This is a genomic window from Corynebacterium sp. AOP40-4SA-5, assembly GCF_052377355.1.
Classification (GTDB): Bacteria; Actinomycetota; Actinomycetes; order Mycobacteriales; family Mycobacteriaceae; genus Corynebacterium.
The window spans coordinates 101985-117390 of the sequence record NZ_JBQSWS010000002.1; the positions used below are offsets into that span (position 1 = coordinate 101985).

Below are 15406 nucleotides of genomic sequence, written 5' to 3' on the forward strand. Positions count from 1 at the left end.
GTTACGGTTGCGGCATGCCGATCCAGCGCCCCGCCGCGGCGCGGAACGCAGCGGTGTCGAGGGTACCCGCGCCGGCCGGGATGCCACCCAGCCAGCGGGGACCGCCCCGCAGGACGTCGAGCGTGGTGGACGTCGCGGCGTCCGGCACGACCGGCGCGACCGGCACAGAGCCGCCGATGACACCGGCGCAGGTCACGCCCCGGTGGGCCAGCGCCTCGAGGGTGAGGTCGTGGTGGTTGAGGCTGCCCAGTCCGGTGGTGGTCACCACGACCACCGGGGCGTCGGTGCGCCGGGCGAGGTCGGCGACGGTGAATCCGCCGAGGTCGACGAGTACACCGCCGGCGCCCTCGACGAGCACGAGACGGTCCGGGGCGTCCAGCGCCAGGATCCGGCGGGCCGCCTCCTGCAGACCGGGCAGGACGATGCCCGCGCGCCGTGCGGCGGCGACCGGTGCCAGGGGTTCGGGGCAGTAGGTGAAGCAGTGGGTGTCAGTGACGCCGGTGAGGGCGGTGACCGTACGCAGGTCGCCGTTGCCGGGCTCTTCGCCGGTCTGCACGGGTTTGACCACGGTGACATGACGTCCTGTGCCCTGCCCGTTCACCGCCAAGGCCGCGGTGGCGACGGTCTTGCCCACGTCCGTGCCGGTGCCGGTGACGATCAGGATCATGCGTCCACCGCCGCGACCATCGCGTCGGTGATGCGCACGATCTCCTCGTCGGTGCAGGTGAACGGTGGCATGGTGTAGAGCAGCCGGCCGAAGGGGCGCAGCCACACGCCGCGCTCCACCAGGGCCGCGGTGACCACCGGGGAGTCCAGCGGCACGACGGTCTCGACCACGCCGATCGCGCCGAGCACCCGCACGTCCGCCACTCCGGGGTGCCCGCGCAGGGGTTCCAGCCCCTCGCGCAGCAGCTGTTCGGTGCGGGCCACACGCGGACGCCAGTAGCCGGACTCCACCAGGTCCAGTGCGGCCAGGGACACCGCGAAGGCCAGCGGGTTGCCCATGAACGTGGGCCCGTGCATCAAGGCCCCTCCGCCGTCCGGCGAGTCCACGGCCGCGGCGACACGGTCGGTGGTCACCGTGGCGGCGAAGCTCATGAACCCGCCGGTCAGGGCCTTTCCCAGGCAGAGGATGTCGGGTATGACCCCGGCGGCGGCGCCGACGAGCACGTCACCGGTGCGTCCGAAGCCGGTGGCGATCTCGTCGAGGATGAGCAACGCTCCGGTCTCGTCGCAGACCTCACGCAGCCCGGTGACCAGGGCGTGGTCGTGGAAGCGCATGCCGCCGGCACCCTGCACCACCGGTTCCACGATCACGGCGGCCACGTCGTTGTACTCCACCGCCGCGCGCAGTTCGGCGAGGTAGCGCTCCAGCACCTCCGGGGTGCTGCCGCGCGGCGGTGGGGCGGGCACGAAGACCTGCGGGGTGAGCACACCGGTCCACAGCGAGTGCATGCCGCCGTCGGGGTCGCACACCCCCATCGGCCCCTGCGTGTCCCCGTGGTAGCCGCCGCGCCAGGTGAGGAAGCGGGTGCGCTCCGGGTGGCCCACACCCCGCTGGTACTGCAGCGCGGCCTTCAACGCGACCTCCACCGACACCGAGCCGGAGTCGGAGAAGAACACCGAGGTCAGCGGATCGCCGGCGAGGTCTGGGCTATTGATCAGGCCGAGGAGGCGTTCGGCCAGTTCCGCGGCGGGGCGGTGGGTGAGCCCGCCGAACATCACGTGGCTCATCCGGTCGACCTGGCGGTGGGCGGCCTCGCGCAGCGCCGGGTGACCGTGGCCGTGGCACGCCGCCCACCAGGAGCTCATGCCGTCGATGACCTCACGGTCCCCGTCGGCCAGCCGCAGGCGTGTGCCGGACGCAGACTCGACCACGAGGTTCCCGGTCGCGCCGTGGCGTGGGGCGTAGGGGTGCCACACGTGCCGACGGTCGGCGTCGGCCACCCGGTTGGCGTCCCACACGTCCGGGGAGTGCTCTAGGATAGTCATCACACCAGGCTATACACCGTTCAATGAAGGGACAACCGTGAGCGCACCGTACCTGCCCACCGCCACCCGCCTGCAGGTCTGGCGCGACGCCGGGCTCGGCCGCCACACCACCGACATCGCCACCGGACAGCACCCCGTGATCGAGACCGACGGCGGCGCGCGGCTGCTCTTCTCCTCCAGCAACTACCTCGGCCTGTCCCACCACCCCGCCGTGGTGGAGGCCGCGGTCGAGGCCACGTTCACCTACGGCACCGGCTCGGGCGGGTCCCGACTCACCACCGGGTCCACACCCGTGCACCGCGCACTCGAGGAGGAGCTCGCCGACTGGCTCGGTTACCCGGACTGCGTGCTGCTGAACACAGGGTTCGCCGCGAACCTCGCCGCGCTCACGGTACTGGCGGACGCTTCGGTGACGGTGTTCTCCGACGCCCACAACCACGCCAGCATCATCGACGGCTGCCGTGCCGCGCGCACCAACGGCGCCCGGCTGCAGGTCTACCCGCACCGCGACACCGACGCCCTGGCCCGGCTGCTGGAGCGGCGCACCACCGAACACGGACTCGTCGTCACCGACGGGGTGTTCTCGATGGGCGGCACCCTGGCACCCGTGGCCGAGATCGTCTCCCTGGCCCACGACAACGGATGCGCGGTCATGGTGGACGATGCCCACGGCATCGGCACCGTCGGCGACGGGCGCGGCTGCGCCGCACCGGGTGCGCAGGACGCTCCGGACGTGCTGGTCGGCACGCTGAGCAAGGCGCTCGGCGCGGAGGGCGGGTTCATCTGCGCCGACCGCGACACCTGCGACCTGCTGCGTAACCAGGCCCGCCCGTTCATCTACTCCACGTCCTCCCCCGTCCCGACGGTCGCCGCCGCGCTGGCGGCGGTGCGCCTGGTGCGTGCCGACGAGTCGCTCGTGCGGCGGCTGCAGGACAACGTCCGACGCCTCACCGACGGGCTCGGCCTCGTCGGACATCCGGGGACACCGATCGTGCCGGTGCCGGTCGGTGACGAACGGGCGGCCATGGCCGTGGCGGCGGAGCTGCGGCAGGCGGGTTTCCACATACCGGCGATCCGCTACCCCACCGTCCCGCGTGGCGAGGCGATCCTGCGCGTCACCGTGATGGCCACCCACACCGGTGCCCAGATCGACGCGCTGCTGGAGGCGCTGGCGGGCGTCACATCCGTCGCAGGTCCACCGCCGGACGCCCCAGCAGACGCTCCCGCGTCCGGCTGTGCACCCGCTCCACCAGCGCACGCACGCTGACGGGGTCCTCCCCCGCCACGCGCACGGTGATGCCCGCGTCACCGACCATGGTGGACGCCGCGGCGGTGAGTTCCTCGCCGGCCGCCGGCAGGTCGTCGCGGATCTGCGCGAGCAGGCCCGCGACGTCCTCCCCCTGCGCCGGGACCACCAGCACCGTGCCCCACACCGGCCAGCGTGACAGCAGCATCTCCGAGCGCGCGGTCGCGCCGGTGGTGCACAACGTGTCAGAGAGCAGCGGCCGGGCGTCCCGCGTCACCCGGAAACCCTGGGCGAGGACGTCGAAACCGTCGCGCTCGCCGCGCGCCAGGCGTCCGGTGAGCATCACCTCCGCGGCCAGCAGTGTGCCCCCTGGCGCCACGTCGGCATCGGTGACCTGCAGCAGGCGGGAGCCGCCGAAGAGGATCGTCTGGCCCGGCAGGTACTCGCACACTGCACCGTCGGCCACGTGCAGGCTGACCCACTGCGACGCCATGCCGGCGTTCATGCGGTGCACCGGCGTGCCCGCCTGCGTCGTCACCGTGGCCCGGGCGCCGGGTTCGAGCCGGAAGGTCTGTCGGATCCGGTCGTTCTGGGCCAGCCCACCACCGGTGGTACGAACGTAGAGGAACGCCTCACCGGGGTCGCGCGGGTCGATGTGGAGCGGGCGGGTGACCTGCATCGGCGCCTTGACGAACCGTGAGGTCAGGCCGGTGACACAGTCGCCGCCGCCCCGCACGCCGAAGGTCACGTCGAGCACACCGACCTTTCCGGGGCGACCCACCGGCATCACGCCGCCGGAGCTGACCTCCCCGGCGACCGCCGCCACCTCGTGTGGCACCGGAGGAGTCAGGTCGGCCGGGTCCAGCGACCTGTTCACGCCCCGTGTCACGCCCTGAAGCCCTCGAGCTTCTGCTGGAGTTCCTCCACACCCTGCCCGGAGAAGCAGTCGGTGAGCACCACGGGGTTGCCGTCGCGCACGTCGACGGCGTCGGCGTTCATCACCGTCAGGTCGCAGCGCACGTACTGGGCGATGTCGGTCTTGTTGATCACCAGGATGTCGGACTCGGTGATGCCCGGGCCACGCTTCTTCGGCATCTTCTGCCCCTCGGCGGTGTCGAGCACGAACACGAACACGTCCACCAGCGCCGGGGAGAAGGTGAGCGTGAGGTTGTCGCCGCCGGACTCGAAGAACAGGGTGTCGATCTCCGGGTGCTCGTCGAGCAGGTCCGCGGCGGTCATCAGGTTCATCGTCGGGTCGTCGCGCACCGCGGTGTGCGGGCAGGAGCCGGTCTCCACGCCGACGACCACGTCCGGGTCGATCACGCCCGCCAGCTCCCGGCGGACGTGCATCGCGTCCTCCTGGGTGTAGATGTCGTTGGTGATCACCCCGACGTTGCGCCCCGCCGCCACGAACCGTGGGACGAGCGCCTCGATCAGGGCGGTCTTGCCGGAGCCGACGGGGCCACCGATGCCGATACGCAGCGGTGAACCGGATCCGGTGACGGGGTCTGGTGTACTCATTAGGGGGTCCTCTCTAACTCATGAACAGTCGGGCGGGGGCGGACTCGTGCGCGGCGGAGGCGAGGTCGCCGCCGGGGCTCGCGCGCCCCAGCAGCCGCCAGTCACCGGACGCCAGCAGCTCGGCGGCGGTGTCGGCACAGCGTGCGCTGAGCTCGGCGATCACCGGGTGCGCGGCGGTGATCGCGACCTGCGCGCCCACGTGGTCGCACTGGCGCAAACGCAGGGCGGCACCGGCCCACCCCACCGCCAGACCGGTGAGTTCGGTGGCCACGGCGGTGACCGCGTCCATGCCGTGGGACGCATGTACCACGCCGGCGGCGACGGCCTGGTTGCCGGGCGTCTCCTTCGCCGTGACGGCCGCGGCGTAGGCGCGCAGGACGTCCGGCTGCGCCCCACCGAGCTGCTCCTCGACCTGGCCGGTGACCAGCAGCAGCTGGCGTCCCACGCGGGTGGACGCCCGCCGCAGCTCGCCGGTGACCTTCGTCGCGGAGAGCTCGCGGTCGACGGTGAGCAGGGTGGGCAGGTCGTCGGTGAGCACCGCCACCGCGGTGGCGACCCCGTCGCCCGGGGCGGCGGTGTGGCGCAGGTGCTCGGCCAGCACGTCGGTGACCTGGGCCGTCCCACGGACGCGTCCGGCCTGTACCAGGCCCTCCAGCCCGTGGGACAGGGTGTAGCGTCCCGACGGGTAGGCGGAGTCGGCGTAGGTCAACGCCTGCAGGAACGGGTGCACCGCGACCATCAGAACAGGAAGAACCGCTGCGCCAGCGGCAGCTCGGTCGCCGGGGCGATCGTGGCGGGCTCGCCGTCCACAGTGACCTCGTAGGTGTCCGGGTCCACGGCGATGTCGGCGAGCCGGTCGTTGCGCACCATGTCCTTCTTGCCGATGTCGCGGGTGCCCGCGACCGGCAGGACGGTGGAGGTCAGGCCGAGCTGTTCGGGCACGCCGGCCTCGATGGCGGCGGCGGACATGAACGTCACCCGGCTGGCCTGCAGGGCGGTGCCGTAGTTGGCGAACTGGTGGCGGTAGACCACCGGCTGCGGGGTGGCCAGCGAGGCGTTCGGGTCACCCATCTGCGCGTAGGCGATACGTCCCTGCCGCAGCACCAGGCGGGGTTTTGCCGCGAAGGAGTCCACCGGCCACAGCACCAGGTCGGCGAGCTTGCCCGGTTCGATGCTGCCGACGTGCTGGCCGATCCCTTGGGCGATGGCCGGGTTCAGGGTCATCTTCGCCAGGTAGCGCAGGACGCGTGCGTTGTCCGCGCCGCTGCCGGCGTCCTCCGCCAGCTCGCCGAGCTGCTCACGGCAGTGGTGGGCGGTCTGGAAGGCACGGATCCACGACTCCCCCACCCGGCCCATGGCCTGCGAGTCCGAGCTGAAGATGCTGATGATGCCGAGGTCGTGCAGCACGGTCTCGGCGGCGATGGTCTCGGCGCGCACGCGCGAGTCGGCGAAGGCGACGTCCTCCGGGATGTCGTGGGACAGGTGGTGGCAGACCATCACCATGTCCAGCAGCTCCTCCACCGAGTTCACCGTGTACGGCAGCGTGGGGTTGGTCGACGCCGGCAGCACGTGGGCCATGCCGGTGACCCGGAGGATGTCGGGGGCGTGCCCGCCTCCGGCGCCCTCGGAGTGGAAGGTGTGCACCGGGCGGCCCTTGAAGGCCCGGGCGGTGGACTCGAAGAAGCCGCCCTCGTTGAGGGTGTCGGTGTGGATGGCGAGCTGCACGTCGAACTCGTCGCAGACGTCCATGGCGTTGCGGATCGTCGCCGGGGTCGCACCCCAGTCCTCGTGAATCTTCAGGCCCGCCGCCCCGCCGCGGACCTGCTCGGCCAGGGCCTCCGGCAGCGAGCCTGACCCCTTGCCCAGGAAACCGGTGTTGACCGGCATCCCCTCGGCGGCACGCAGCATGAACTGCACGCCGGACGGCCCGGGCGTGCACGTGGTCCCCAGGGTTCCCTCGGCCGGGCCGGTGCCTCCGCCGAAGAAGGTGGTGACGCCGTTGGCCAGACCGTGCTCGGCCTGCTGCGGGGTGATGTAGTGGATGTGGGTGTCCACCCCGCCGGCGGTGAGGATGCGGTGCTCGCCGGCGATGACCTCGGTGCCCGGGCCGATGACCAGCTCCGGGTCCACCCCGTCCTGGGTGTTCGGGTTGCCGGCCTTGCCGATCTTCACGATACGGCCGTCGCGGATGCCGACGTCGCCCTTGACCACCCCGGCGACGGCGTCCAGCACGATGGTGCCGGTGATCACGGTGTCGAGTGCGCCGGACGCCGCCGTGGCGGTGGGGTCCTGCGCCATGCCGTCGCGCACGGCCTTGCCGCCGCCGTAGACCGACTCGTCGCCGTAGGCGCCGGCCAGGTGGTCGTGCTCGATGCGCACGGTGAGGCAGGTGTCCGCCAGGGTCACGGTGTCGCCTGTGGTGGGACCGTAGATCTCGGTGTAGCGGGACCGGTCGATGCTGCTCATGGGTGTGTCTCCAGCTCGTCGTTGGTGGCGAGGAACCCCGGCAGGTCCGCCAGGGCACGGGCCTTCACCGCCGGGTCGTCCAGCGGTCCCTCGACGAGTCCGGCGAAACCGTGCAGGACGCGCCGGCCGCCGAAGTCGACGAGCTCGACCTCGCGGGTGTCGCCCGGCTCGAAACGCACCGCCAGGCCGGACGGTACGGCCAGGTGCATGCCCCAGGCGGCCTCCCTGTCGAACTCGAGGGCCGGGTTGACCTCGAGGAAATGGTAGTGCGAGCCGACCTGCACCGCCCGGTCGCCGGTGTTGGACACCCGCAGGGTGGTCGTGCGGCGCCCCGCGTTCAGCTCGACGGTGGCCGGCTGGTCGGGGGCCAGGCCGTAGCTGGCGGATCCGGACATGTGGGTCTCCTAGTGGTGGTGATGGTGGCCGTGCGAGTGGTCATGGCCGTGCGAATGGCCGTCCTCGTCGCCGTGGGAGTGGGCGAAACCGGTGGCGTGGTCGGCGAGCAGACCGGCGGCGACACCGTCGTCGTGGTGGTCGACCAGCTGGTGCAGCGCGGCGTGCGAGGCCCGCGACGCCGCCGTGGCCAACGACGAGGGGCGGAACAGCGGCATGGCCACGTCGTCCTGCCCCAGGTCAGCGCGTACCTGCGCCACCCGTGTCGCCCCGAGCAGCCGCAGCCGTTCACGGGCGGTGTCCACCGACGGCCACGACCCCTCGAAGGCGACCTCCACCAGCAGGTCCTCGGAGAACTGCTGGGCCAGACGCACCCGGCGCAGCAGCTCGGCGTCGGCGAAGGGGTCGACCGTGGAGGCGATGAACAGCACCGCGTCGTGATCCTTTGCCGACCCGCGCAGGTGACGGCGCATCTCCGCGATCGCCCGCGTGCCGTCGATCAACGACGGACCGAGCACCACCGTCGTGCCGGAACGCCGTTCCCACGCCAACGCCTGCGCCGCCTGCGTCACCGACGTCAGCGCCCGGCCCGTCCCCGCGGGGACGACGACCAGCGCAGCGTCCTGCGTCTTGGCGTGCTCGGCATGACGCGCGAGCTCGCGCGGACCGGTGACCACCGGCACGCCCGTGGCGTCCTGCAGGGCGGCCGGGGACGGTGCCTCGGCGCCGGCGTAGAGGACGGTGACAGACTGCATCCCCACGCTCACAGGCCGATCGGGTCGTGGACGCTGACCAGCTTCGTCCCGTCCGGGAACGTGGCCTCGACCTGGATCAACGACAGCCGCTCACGCACCCCGTCCTGCACGTCCCCGTGGCCGAGCACCTGCGTACCGACCTCCATCGCCTCGGCGACGGTCCGACCGTCGCGCGCGGCCTCGATGACGGCCTCACTGATCAGCGCCGTCGCCTCCGGGACGTTGAGAGTGAGCCCCCGGCCCCGGCGCCTGCGGGCGACCTCGGCGGCGGTGAAGATGAGGAGCTTGTCCTGCTCCCGGGGGGTGAGATCCACGGTGCGTCCTTGGGGTTTGTGCGGGGTTTTTGTGCGGGGGTTTGTGCGTGCTGCGTGCCCACCCAACGGTAGCGGCGGAGGGCCGTCGGCGGGGACGGGGCCGCCGAATTTTAACCCCGCGGAAACACGGCGGCGCGGTCAGCTGTCCCCTTCGACGATGTTCTTCAGCACGCCCGTCGCGCCCATGCCGTTGGGCCAGCCCGCGTAGAACGACAGCTGCAGCAACGCCTCCTTGAGCTCCTCGTCGGTGACCCCGTTCTGCCGGGCGAAGTCGAGGTGGAACTGCAGCTGGTCCATCTTGCCCAGGGCGGTCAGAGCGGAGATGGTGACCAGGCTGCGGTCGCGCTTGGACAGGCCCTCGCGCTCCCAGACCTCGTCGAACAGCACCTTGTCGGTGTAGTGCACCATGCCGGGAGCGAAGTCGCCGAAGGCGTTCTGCCCGCCGGTCCAGCCGGCGTTCGCTGAGCTCTCGGTGTTCTCGGTGTTGTCGGTCATGTCAGCTCCTGTCGTGTCGGGAAACTCAAGTGCCCTCTCCAGTAAACGCCTCTTTCGGCCTGTCGTGGGGGCCCTGTCGAAGGAGGTACCAGCAGAACTCCCCGGCTACTGCGTCCCGGTGGATGGGCCGTGGTTGAGGGGGTAGCGGAAAGGATGAGCGGCGAGGTGACGGCCTTCACGGTGCTAGCGTCGAATGGAACTCCGCCTGAAGTAACCACACGCAGCCTTGTCCATTGAGGTGAATCGACATGTCCCCCAGCATCCACAGCTACGGCTCGGCCCTCCGCGCCAACCGCGTAGCCAGGGTCCGTCGGCGCATCCTCGACGCCGCAGCGAGCTGCTACGCCACGAACGGCTACCCCGGAACCACCCTGACGCACATCGCCAGGGAGGCCAGGGTCTCCATCGACACCGTGCTGACCGTCGGCCGCAAGCGGGAACTCCTGGTGGCCGCCTTCCAACAGGCCTACGCCGGCACCGAGGGACAGCAGTCCCCCGCAGACAACGAGGATGCACCCCGTATCGCCGCGGTCCCCGACCAGGGCAGGTACCTTGAGGCCGTAGCCTCCTTCGTCGCCGCGGCGAATGCGCGCACGAGCATGCTGTGGGGCGAACTCCTCAGCGCCGCCAACTCGGACGACAGGATCGCCGAGTCGGTGAGCACGCTGCTCGCCCGCCGCCGTGACGACTACCGTGCCCTCGCGACCTCCTTCATCAGCAGGGGGCTGGTGTCCTGGCGCGCCAACGAGCAGGAGCTCGACGAGCTCGCCGACGAACTGTCCTTCCTGTGGGCCCCGGAGGCCCACCGCCAGCTCGTCCTGGAATCAGGGTGGTCGATGGAGAAGTACACACGCTGGCTCGTCGAATCGGTGCAGCGGCAGTTCGCGTAGATTTCCAGAGGGAACGTACATCACACTCTGTCTTCCCTCTAGGAGCATCATAGCCGGCAACAGCATACACCTCCCCACCCTTCTGATCCCTGGTGCAACGACAGCGGATACCGCGAAGGCCGCCGCCAAGCTGCAGGAATACTACGGCTCCCGGTATGCGCCGAGTGACAAGAAAACGAAGACGGGCGCGTGGTTCGACGACTTCGATCCGTCCGGCACACGGTCCTGCACACCTAACGAGATCACCGTGGACGACCTGCTGTCGCTGAGCCTGCTCAGCACGCCGGTACGTGGGGACTCGGCCGTGGTGATCCTGGGGCCGATGAAGGAGCGGATCAGCGCACTGTTGTCCCAGATCCCGGTGGACGAGACCCTGGCCTCGCACTCCGAAGAACTCAGCGCGGAGACCTTTCCGGCATGGCGGCTCGAGAATCTCCTACGGGAGGTCCCAGGCATCGGTCTCACCCGTGCCACCAAACTCATCGCACGCAAGCGGCCACACCTCTACCCCATCCTCGACTCCGTGGTAATCGCAGAGATCGGGACGCACCGCAAGCACCTCAATCCGATCCGTGAGGCATTCCAGGACCCGAAACTCATCGAACGGATCCGTGTGGCGAGGAATACCGCGAAGCTGCCGGAATCCATCAGTGATCTGCGCATCTTCGACGTGATCACCTGGATGCAAGGGGTATCGAAGGGCGCCGACCCAGAAAAGTACGACGCACCGTCCGACGACATCCCCGGCTGAACGCTCAGTCGGCGAGGAACTCCAGCAACGAGGCGTTGAACTCCGCGGCGTGGCTGTCGTTCAACCCGTGGGGCGCGCCCTGAATCACGGTCGTCCTGCTGTGCACAACGGCCTCGGCGGTGCGCTTACCGGAACCCTCGAAGGGCACGATGTCGTCGGAGTCCCCGTGGATGATCAACGCCGGGACCTCGATCTTCGGCAGGTCATCGCGGAAGTCGGTGGTGCCGAACGCCTCCATGCAGCCCAGGGCGGCGTCCTGGTCGCTCTGCTGCGCCAGGCGCACCGCGTCCTTCCGGGTCTCCTCGCTGACCTTGAGGTCGTCGCCGACGGAGTAGAAACCGGTGGTGAAGTCCTCGAAGAAGGCGTCGCGGTCCGCGCGCAGGCCGTCCTCCATGCCCTTCGCGGCGTCCTGCGTGAGCGGTCCGTCCGGATTGTCGTCGCCGTTCATCATGAACGGCGGCACCGCCGCGGCGAAGACCACGCTGCGGATCCGCGAGGTATCGCCCACGCTGAAGTAGCGGGCGACCTCGCCGCCACCCATCGAGAAACCGACGAGGGTCACGTCGGTGAGCTCGAGGGCGGTGAGTACGTCCTCGAGGTCGCGGGCGAGGGTGTCGTAGCCGTAGGCGCCTTCCGGGTTGTCCGGCTTGCCGGAGCGTCCGAACCCGCGGCGATCGTAGGCGACCACGCGGTAGCCCTCCTTGCGCAGGACCTCCGTCTGCGCCGACCAGGACTCCGCGGACAACGGCCAGCCGTGGATCAGCACGACGGTGCGTCCCAGGTCACCGGCCTCTCCACTGTCGTCGACGTGCAGGGTGACCCCGTCACGTGTGGTGATGGTGCTCATGGTGCTCGACCTCCTCGGTACGAGAGTGATGTGCAGGTTCGAGGATACGGACTGTGCCGGCATCCGTGGGCCCGTGCCGGTCACACCCGCGCGAGCACCAGGTAGGTCAGGTAGACGGCGTACAACGCCACCAGCAGCAGCCCCTCCCAGCGGCTCAGCTTCCGGCCGGTCCGGAACATCAGGACCACCAGCAGCGAGACCGCGACCAGCACGAGCATGTCGACGCGCAGCACCTCGTCCGGAACGGGGATGCCGTCCGGGGCGACGAGCACCGTGGCACCGAGAATGAACACGATGTTGTACACACTGGAGCCGATGAGGTTGCCGACCGCCATGGACGCCTGCCCGCGCAGCGTGGCCACCACCGTGGTCACCAGTTCCGGGGCGGAGGTACCGACCGCCACGATGGTCAGGCCGATCAGGGCGTCGGACACACCAAGTTCTGAGGCGATATCGACGGCACCGGTGACCAGCCAGTCCGCACCGAGGATCACCAGGGCGATGCCCCCGAGCAGCAGGACGACGTCCACCGCGCCGCGCCGCCAGCCGGCGGGCGGCGCGTGCTGTGTCTCCGCGTGGGCGGCGTGGGCGGCATCCACTTTGGCAGCCTGCCGCGACAGTTCCTGTGCGCGCGACCGCTTCGTGTACCAGAGGATCGTGGCGGTGTATGCCACCCCGACGAGCAGCAGGAGGAGGCCCGCGGGCCAGGTCAGTGACCCACCGAACGAGAGCACGAGCAGCAGGACCGCCGCCGCGGCCACGGCCGGCAGGTCCAGACGCAGCATCTGCCGTGCGGTGATGATCGGCTGGATCGCCGCGGCCAACCCGAGCACGAGCAGCAGGTTGACGATGTTCGTGCCCACGATGTTGCCGGTCACCAGGCCGGGACTGCCACGCACCGCGGCGTCGACGCCGACGGCCAGCTCCGGCAGGCTGCTGCCGATCGCCACGACGGTGAGCCCGACGACCATCGGGGAGATCCCCATGCGCGCGGACAGTGCCGAGGCCCCGCGCACCAGCAGTTCCCCGCCCACGACGAGGACGGCGAACCCGGCGAGGAGCAGCAGCCAACTCACGGCAGGCGCTCAGTCTTCCTCGTGCGTGTGGTGCGTGTGGTGCGTGTGGTGCGTGTGATGCGCGTGCGTCCCGCCGAGGTGGTGCAGCAGGCGGTGGACGCGCTCGTCGGTGAGCGCGTAGCGCATCATCCGTCCGTCCCGCGTGGCCGTCACGATGCCGGCGGCGGTAAGCAGGCGCAACGCCGCCGAGGCGGTGGCCGTACGCACCCCGGCGCGCTCCGCGAGCTCGGACATGCTCAACGTGCCGGGCCCCTCGTAGTGCAGGACGGTGAGCAACCGCAGCCGGGTTGGGTCGCCGAGCAGGCGGAAGGTCTCCGCCCAGTCGTCGGAGAGTTCGCGCATGCGGGCAACGCCGGCGCCGCCGGTGTCGCTGCTCTCTTGTGACCCGCTCATGACTCCGTACTGTAGCGAAACCCGGCGGAGTACACGCCGAGAAGACACCGAGAAGACACCGAGAAGACACCGCAAGAACCATTGCCCCGGGTGATTTCGTGACATATATTAAACACATGGTGAATAAACCAGCCGTCACCGTCACCGACCTCCACGTGACCCGCGGGAAGCACCGCGTCCTCACCGGCCTCGACATCACGCTCCCGGCCGGCACCATCACGGGCATCCTCGGCCCCAGCGGCTGCGGAAAGACCACCCTGATCAGGGCCATCGCCGGTATCCAGATCATCCGGTCAGGATCGGTCACGGTGCTCGGGGAACAGGCGGGCAACGCCACGAACCGCGCACGCGTGGCGTACGTGACCCAGGCCAGCTCCGTCTACCCGGACCTCACCGTCGCCCAGAACCTCCGCTACTTCGCCCGGCTCAGCGGGGTCGGGCAGGACGCCGTCGACACGGCCGTCGCCAGCGTGGGACTGACCGGCCGGGAGGGTGACCTGACCGGCAGCCTCTCCGGCGGCCAACGCACGCGCGTCTCCCTCGCAGCCGCCCTGCTCGGCGACGCCGAGCTGTACCTCCTCGACGAACCCACCGTGGGTCTGGACCCCGTCCTGCGCCGCGACCTCTGGGCACTGTTCAGCAACCTCGCCCAGCGGGGAAAAACGCTGTTGGTGTCCAGCCACGTCATGGACGAGGCCGCCCGGTGCGACCGCGTGCTGCTGCTGCGAGGAGGCCGGCTGATCGCCGACGCCACGCCGGACGAGCTGCGCCGACGCACCGGGCAGGACGACCTCGAGCAGGCCTTCCTCACGCTCGCCGAGGGCACCGACGGCACGGAAGACGCTGTAGCCACAGGAAGGACCGCACCATGACCCGCACCCTCGCCACCGCGCGCCGCGTGGCCGCGCAGCTGCTGCACGATCCGCGCACGCTGGCCCTCGTCCTCGTCCTGCCGTCGGTGCTGTTGTGGTTGTTCAGGTACGTCTTCGACGCCAGCCCGGGGACCTTCCAGCAGGTCGGACCGCAGATGCTGGGACTGTTCCCCTTCATCCTCATGTTCCTGCTGACCTCGGTGACCATGGTCCGCGAGCGCACCTCCGGCACCCTGGAACGCCTGCTGACCACCCGGCTGCGCCGTGGGGAGTTCATCGCCGGGTACGCCGTCGCTTTCGGTGCGGCCGGGTTGGTGCAGGCCACGGTGACCTCCGCCGTGGGCATCCTGTTCCTCGGACTGGAGGTCGACTCCCCGTGGGTGCTGGGCGTGTTCACCGTGGCGAACGCCCTGCTGGGCACGTCACTGGGACTGCTGGCGTCCGCCTTCGCCCGGACGGAGTTCCAGGCCGTCCAGTTCATGCCGTTGGTGGTGATCCCTCAGCTACTGCTGTGCGGGCTGCTCGCCCCTCGCGACAGTATGGCCGTGGTGCTGACCCGCGTCTCCGACGTCCTGCCGTTGAGCTACGCCGCCGATTCCTTCACCCGCCTGACCCACGTGTCCGGCTGGAACGCCGACTTCACCGTGGACCTCGCCGTGGTGCTCGGTTTCACCGTGGTCTCGGTGGCGCTCGCCGCCCTCACGCTGCGGCGTCGCACCGCATGAGCGGGGAAGGACGCCCCGAGGTACGCCGCGGGCGAGGCCGTCCCCGTGGTGACGGTGCCGCGCGGACGCGGCAGACACGCCGCAAGATCGTCGACGCCGCCCGACGGCAGTTCGCCGCGCACGGTTTCCGTGGCGCGTCCGTCCGGTCCATCGCGCAGGAGGCAGGGGTCGACCCGAGCCTGATCAACCACCACTTCGGGGACAAGGCCCGGCTCCTCGTGGCCACGATGGCCCTGCCGTTCGACCCGGTGGACCGCATCGAGACGGCGTTGGACGGGCCACTGGAGGACCTCGGCGCCCGGCTGGTGCGCACGTTCTGCGAGTCCTGGGACCCGCACCGCGACGTGTTCACCGCCGCGGTGCGCAGCGCGCTCGGCGGTGCCGCCGACACTGCCGCTACCAACAATCCCCCGCTACTGAACTTCGCCGAGGACGTGGTGACGGGGCGGATCGCCGCACGACTGCACGGTCCGGACGCGGACCTCAGAGCATCGTCCGTGGCGAGCCAGCTCATCGGCCTCGGCCTGATGCGCTACGTCGTCCGGGCCCCGCCACTGGCGGAGGCGGACGTCGATTCCGTCGTCGCCGTCCATGCCCCGGCGATACAGGCGACCATCACACCGATAGGCCGGTGATTTTATGACTCTTTATGAGTTGGCGAGTCATAAAG

Annotated in this window: 19 protein-coding genes; 6 read left to right on the plus strand and 13 right to left on the minus strand. The window is 70.3% G+C overall.

Annotated features, from left to right (window positions below; translation table 11 throughout):
- Nucleotide 1: 1 nt before the first annotated feature.
- A complete protein-coding gene (bioD, locus tag ACT3S3_RS01590; protein WP_444626053.1) occupies nt 2-667 on the minus strand; it encodes a dethiobiotin synthase in 666 nt (221 codons plus the stop codon).
- Nucleotides 664-1992, minus strand: a complete 1329-nt coding sequence (locus ACT3S3_RS01595) for an adenosylmethionine--8-amino-7-oxononanoate transaminase (protein ID WP_444626054.1) — start codon at nt 1990-1992, stop codon at nt 664-666. Before ACT3S3_RS01595 ends, bioD begins: the two co-directional genes overlap by 4 nt.
- A 37-nt stretch (nt 1993-2029) precedes the next feature.
- Between ACT3S3_RS01595 and ACT3S3_RS01600 the strand changes: the two genes are divergently transcribed.
- Complete coding sequence (locus ACT3S3_RS01600; RefSeq protein ID WP_444626056.1) at nt 2030-3259, plus strand: aminotransferase class I/II-fold pyridoxal phosphate-dependent enzyme; 1230 nt, start codon at nt 2030-2032, stop codon at nt 3257-3259.
- Here the strand turns inward: ACT3S3_RS01600 and ACT3S3_RS01605 are convergent.
- The 8 genes from ACT3S3_RS01605 to ACT3S3_RS01640 form a co-directional block, all read right to left on the minus strand.
- Nucleotides 3171-4115, minus strand: a complete 945-nt coding sequence (locus tag ACT3S3_RS01605) for an urease accessory protein UreD (RefSeq protein WP_444626058.1) — start codon at nt 4113-4115, stop codon at nt 3171-3173. The two genes, ACT3S3_RS01600 and ACT3S3_RS01605, sit on opposite strands and share 89 nt — an antisense overlap.
- An 8-nt stretch (nt 4116-4123) precedes the next feature.
- Nucleotides 4124-4759, minus strand: a complete 636-nt coding sequence (gene ureG / locus ACT3S3_RS01610) for an urease accessory protein UreG (RefSeq protein WP_444614931.1) — start codon at nt 4757-4759, stop codon at nt 4124-4126.
- A 13-nt stretch (nt 4760-4772) separates the two neighbouring features.
- Nucleotides 4773-5498 (minus strand): urease accessory protein UreF, encoded by a 726-nt coding sequence (locus tag ACT3S3_RS01615; protein ID WP_444626060.1) that lies wholly within the window; start codon nt 5496-5498, stop codon nt 4773-4775.
- Nucleotides 5498-7225: an urease subunit alpha gene (gene ureC, locus ACT3S3_RS01620; RefSeq protein WP_444626062.1), complete on the minus strand. Its 1728-nt coding sequence runs from the start codon at nt 7223-7225 to the stop codon at nt 5498-5500. Before ureC ends, ACT3S3_RS01615 begins: the two co-directional genes overlap by 1 nt.
- Nucleotides 7222-7620, minus strand: coding sequence for an urease subunit beta (locus ACT3S3_RS01625; protein ID WP_441579043.1), 399 nt, complete (start codon nt 7618-7620; stop codon nt 7222-7224). The genes ureC and ACT3S3_RS01625 overlap by 4 nt, the downstream gene beginning before the upstream one ends.
- Before the next feature lie 9 nt (nt 7621-7629).
- A complete protein-coding gene (locus tag ACT3S3_RS01630; protein WP_444626063.1) occupies nt 7630-8373 on the minus strand; it encodes a hypothetical protein in 744 nt (247 codons plus the stop codon).
- 8 nt (nt 8374-8381) lie between these two features.
- The gene (locus tag ACT3S3_RS01635; RefSeq protein WP_444626065.1) at nt 8382-8687 is read right to left on the minus strand and encodes an urease subunit gamma; all 306 of its coding nucleotides are present in this window, start codon (nt 8685-8687) and stop codon (nt 8382-8384) included.
- A 138-nt stretch (nt 8688-8825) separates the two neighbouring features.
- On the minus strand, nt 8826-9182 hold the full coding sequence (locus tag ACT3S3_RS01640; protein WP_444626067.1) for a carboxymuconolactone decarboxylase family protein: 357 nt from the start codon (nt 9180-9182) through the stop codon (nt 8826-8828).
- A gap of 248 nt (nt 9183-9430) precedes the next feature.
- Between ACT3S3_RS01640 and ACT3S3_RS01645 the strand changes: the two genes are divergently transcribed.
- Both ACT3S3_RS01645 and ACT3S3_RS01650 read left to right on the plus strand, forming a co-directional pair.
- A complete protein-coding gene (locus tag ACT3S3_RS01645) occupies nt 9431-10072 on the plus strand; it encodes a TetR/AcrR family transcriptional regulator (RefSeq protein WP_444626069.1) in 642 nt (213 codons plus the stop codon).
- A 130-nt stretch (nt 10073-10202) separates the two neighbouring features.
- Nucleotides 10203-10823: a DUF6308 family protein gene (locus ACT3S3_RS01650; protein WP_444626170.1), complete on the plus strand. Its 621-nt coding sequence runs from the start codon at nt 10203-10205 to the stop codon at nt 10821-10823.
- A gap of 4 nt (nt 10824-10827) precedes the next feature.
- On the opposite strand, the gene ACT3S3_RS01655 is transcribed toward ACT3S3_RS01650, so the two are convergent.
- The 3 genes from ACT3S3_RS01655 to ACT3S3_RS01665 all read right to left on the minus strand — a co-directional run bounded on the left by ACT3S3_RS01655 (nt 10828) and on the right by ACT3S3_RS01665 (nt 13139).
- Complete coding sequence (locus ACT3S3_RS01655) at nt 10828-11670, minus strand: alpha/beta fold hydrolase (protein WP_444626071.1); 843 nt, start codon at nt 11668-11670, stop codon at nt 10828-10830.
- Between the two features lie 80 nt (nt 11671-11750).
- Entirely contained in the window at nt 11751-12746 is a 996-nt protein-coding gene (locus ACT3S3_RS01660; RefSeq protein WP_444626072.1) for a calcium/sodium antiporter, read from the minus strand.
- Between the two features lie 9 nt (nt 12747-12755).
- A complete protein-coding gene (locus ACT3S3_RS01665) occupies nt 12756-13139 on the minus strand; it encodes an ArsR/SmtB family transcription factor (protein ID WP_444626073.1) in 384 nt (127 codons plus the stop codon).
- Between the two features lie 116 nt (nt 13140-13255).
- Between ACT3S3_RS01665 and ccmA the strand changes: the two genes are divergently transcribed.
- From ccmA to ACT3S3_RS01680, 3 genes are read left to right on the plus strand one after another with little or no spacing between them, the layout of a single operon-like run.
- Nucleotides 13256-14011, plus strand: coding sequence for a heme ABC exporter ATP-binding protein CcmA (gene ccmA, locus ACT3S3_RS01670; RefSeq protein ID WP_444626074.1), 756 nt, complete (start codon nt 13256-13258; stop codon nt 14009-14011).
- Nucleotides 14008-14736 carry an ABC transporter permease gene (locus tag ACT3S3_RS01675; RefSeq protein WP_444626076.1) on the plus strand — a complete coding sequence of 243 codons (729 nt, stop codon included), beginning with the start codon at nt 14008-14010 and terminating at the stop codon, nt 14734-14736. The genes ccmA and ACT3S3_RS01675 overlap by 4 nt, the downstream gene beginning before the upstream one ends.
- Nucleotides 14733-15371: a TetR/AcrR family transcriptional regulator gene (locus tag ACT3S3_RS01680; RefSeq protein WP_301444122.1), complete on the plus strand. Its 639-nt coding sequence runs from the start codon at nt 14733-14735 to the stop codon at nt 15369-15371. The genes ACT3S3_RS01675 and ACT3S3_RS01680 overlap by 4 nt, the downstream gene beginning before the upstream one ends.
- The last annotated feature ends 35 nt before the right edge of the window (nt 15372-15406 follow it).

Excerpts from the sequence above, each read along its gene's own strand:
- bioD (WP_444626053.1), bottom strand. The coding sequence starts at position 667 with ATGATCCTGATCGTCACCGGCACCGGCACGGACGTGGGCAAGACCGTC.
- ACT3S3_RS01595 (WP_444626054.1), bottom strand. The coding sequence starts at position 1,992 with ATGACTATCCTAGAGCACTCCCCGGACGTGTGGGACGCCAACCGGGTG.
- ureG (WP_444614931.1), bottom strand. The coding sequence starts at position 4,759 with ATGAGTACACCAGACCCCGTCACCGGATCCGGTTCACCGCTGCGTATC.
- ACT3S3_RS01615 (WP_444626060.1), bottom strand. The coding sequence starts at position 5,498 with ATGGTCGCGGTGCACCCGTTCCTGCAGGCGTTGACCTACGCCGACTCC.
- ureC (WP_444626062.1), bottom strand. The coding sequence starts at position 7,225 with ATGAGCAGCATCGACCGGTCCCGCTACACCGAGATCTACGGTCCCACC.
- ACT3S3_RS01625 (WP_441579043.1), bottom strand. The coding sequence starts at position 7,620 with ATGTCCGGATCCGCCAGCTACGGCCTGGCCCCCGACCAGCCGGCCACC.
- ACT3S3_RS01630 (WP_444626063.1), bottom strand. The coding sequence starts at position 8,373 with ATGCAGTCTGTCACCGTCCTCTACGCCGGCGCCGAGGCACCGTCCCCG.
- ACT3S3_RS01640 (WP_444626067.1), bottom strand. The coding sequence starts at position 9,182 with ATGACCGACAACACCGAGAACACCGAGAGCTCAGCGAACGCCGGCTGG.
- ACT3S3_RS01645 (WP_444626069.1), top strand. The coding sequence starts at position 9,431 with ATGTCCCCCAGCATCCACAGCTACGGCTCGGCCCTCCGCGCCAACCGC.
- ACT3S3_RS01655 (WP_444626071.1), bottom strand. The coding sequence starts at position 11,670 with ATGAGCACCATCACCACACGTGACGGGGTCACCCTGCACGTCGACGAC.
- ACT3S3_RS01665 (WP_444626073.1), bottom strand. The coding sequence starts at position 13,139 with ATGAGCGGGTCACAAGAGAGCAGCGACACCGGCGGCGCCGGCGTTGCC.
- ccmA (WP_444626074.1), top strand. The coding sequence starts at position 13,256 with ATGGTGAATAAACCAGCCGTCACCGTCACCGACCTCCACGTGACCCGC.
- ACT3S3_RS01675 (WP_444626076.1), top strand. The coding sequence starts at position 14,008 with ATGACCCGCACCCTCGCCACCGCGCGCCGCGTGGCCGCGCAGCTGCTG.
- ACT3S3_RS01680 (WP_301444122.1), top strand. The coding sequence starts at position 14,733 with ATGAGCGGGGAAGGACGCCCCGAGGTACGCCGCGGGCGAGGCCGTCCC.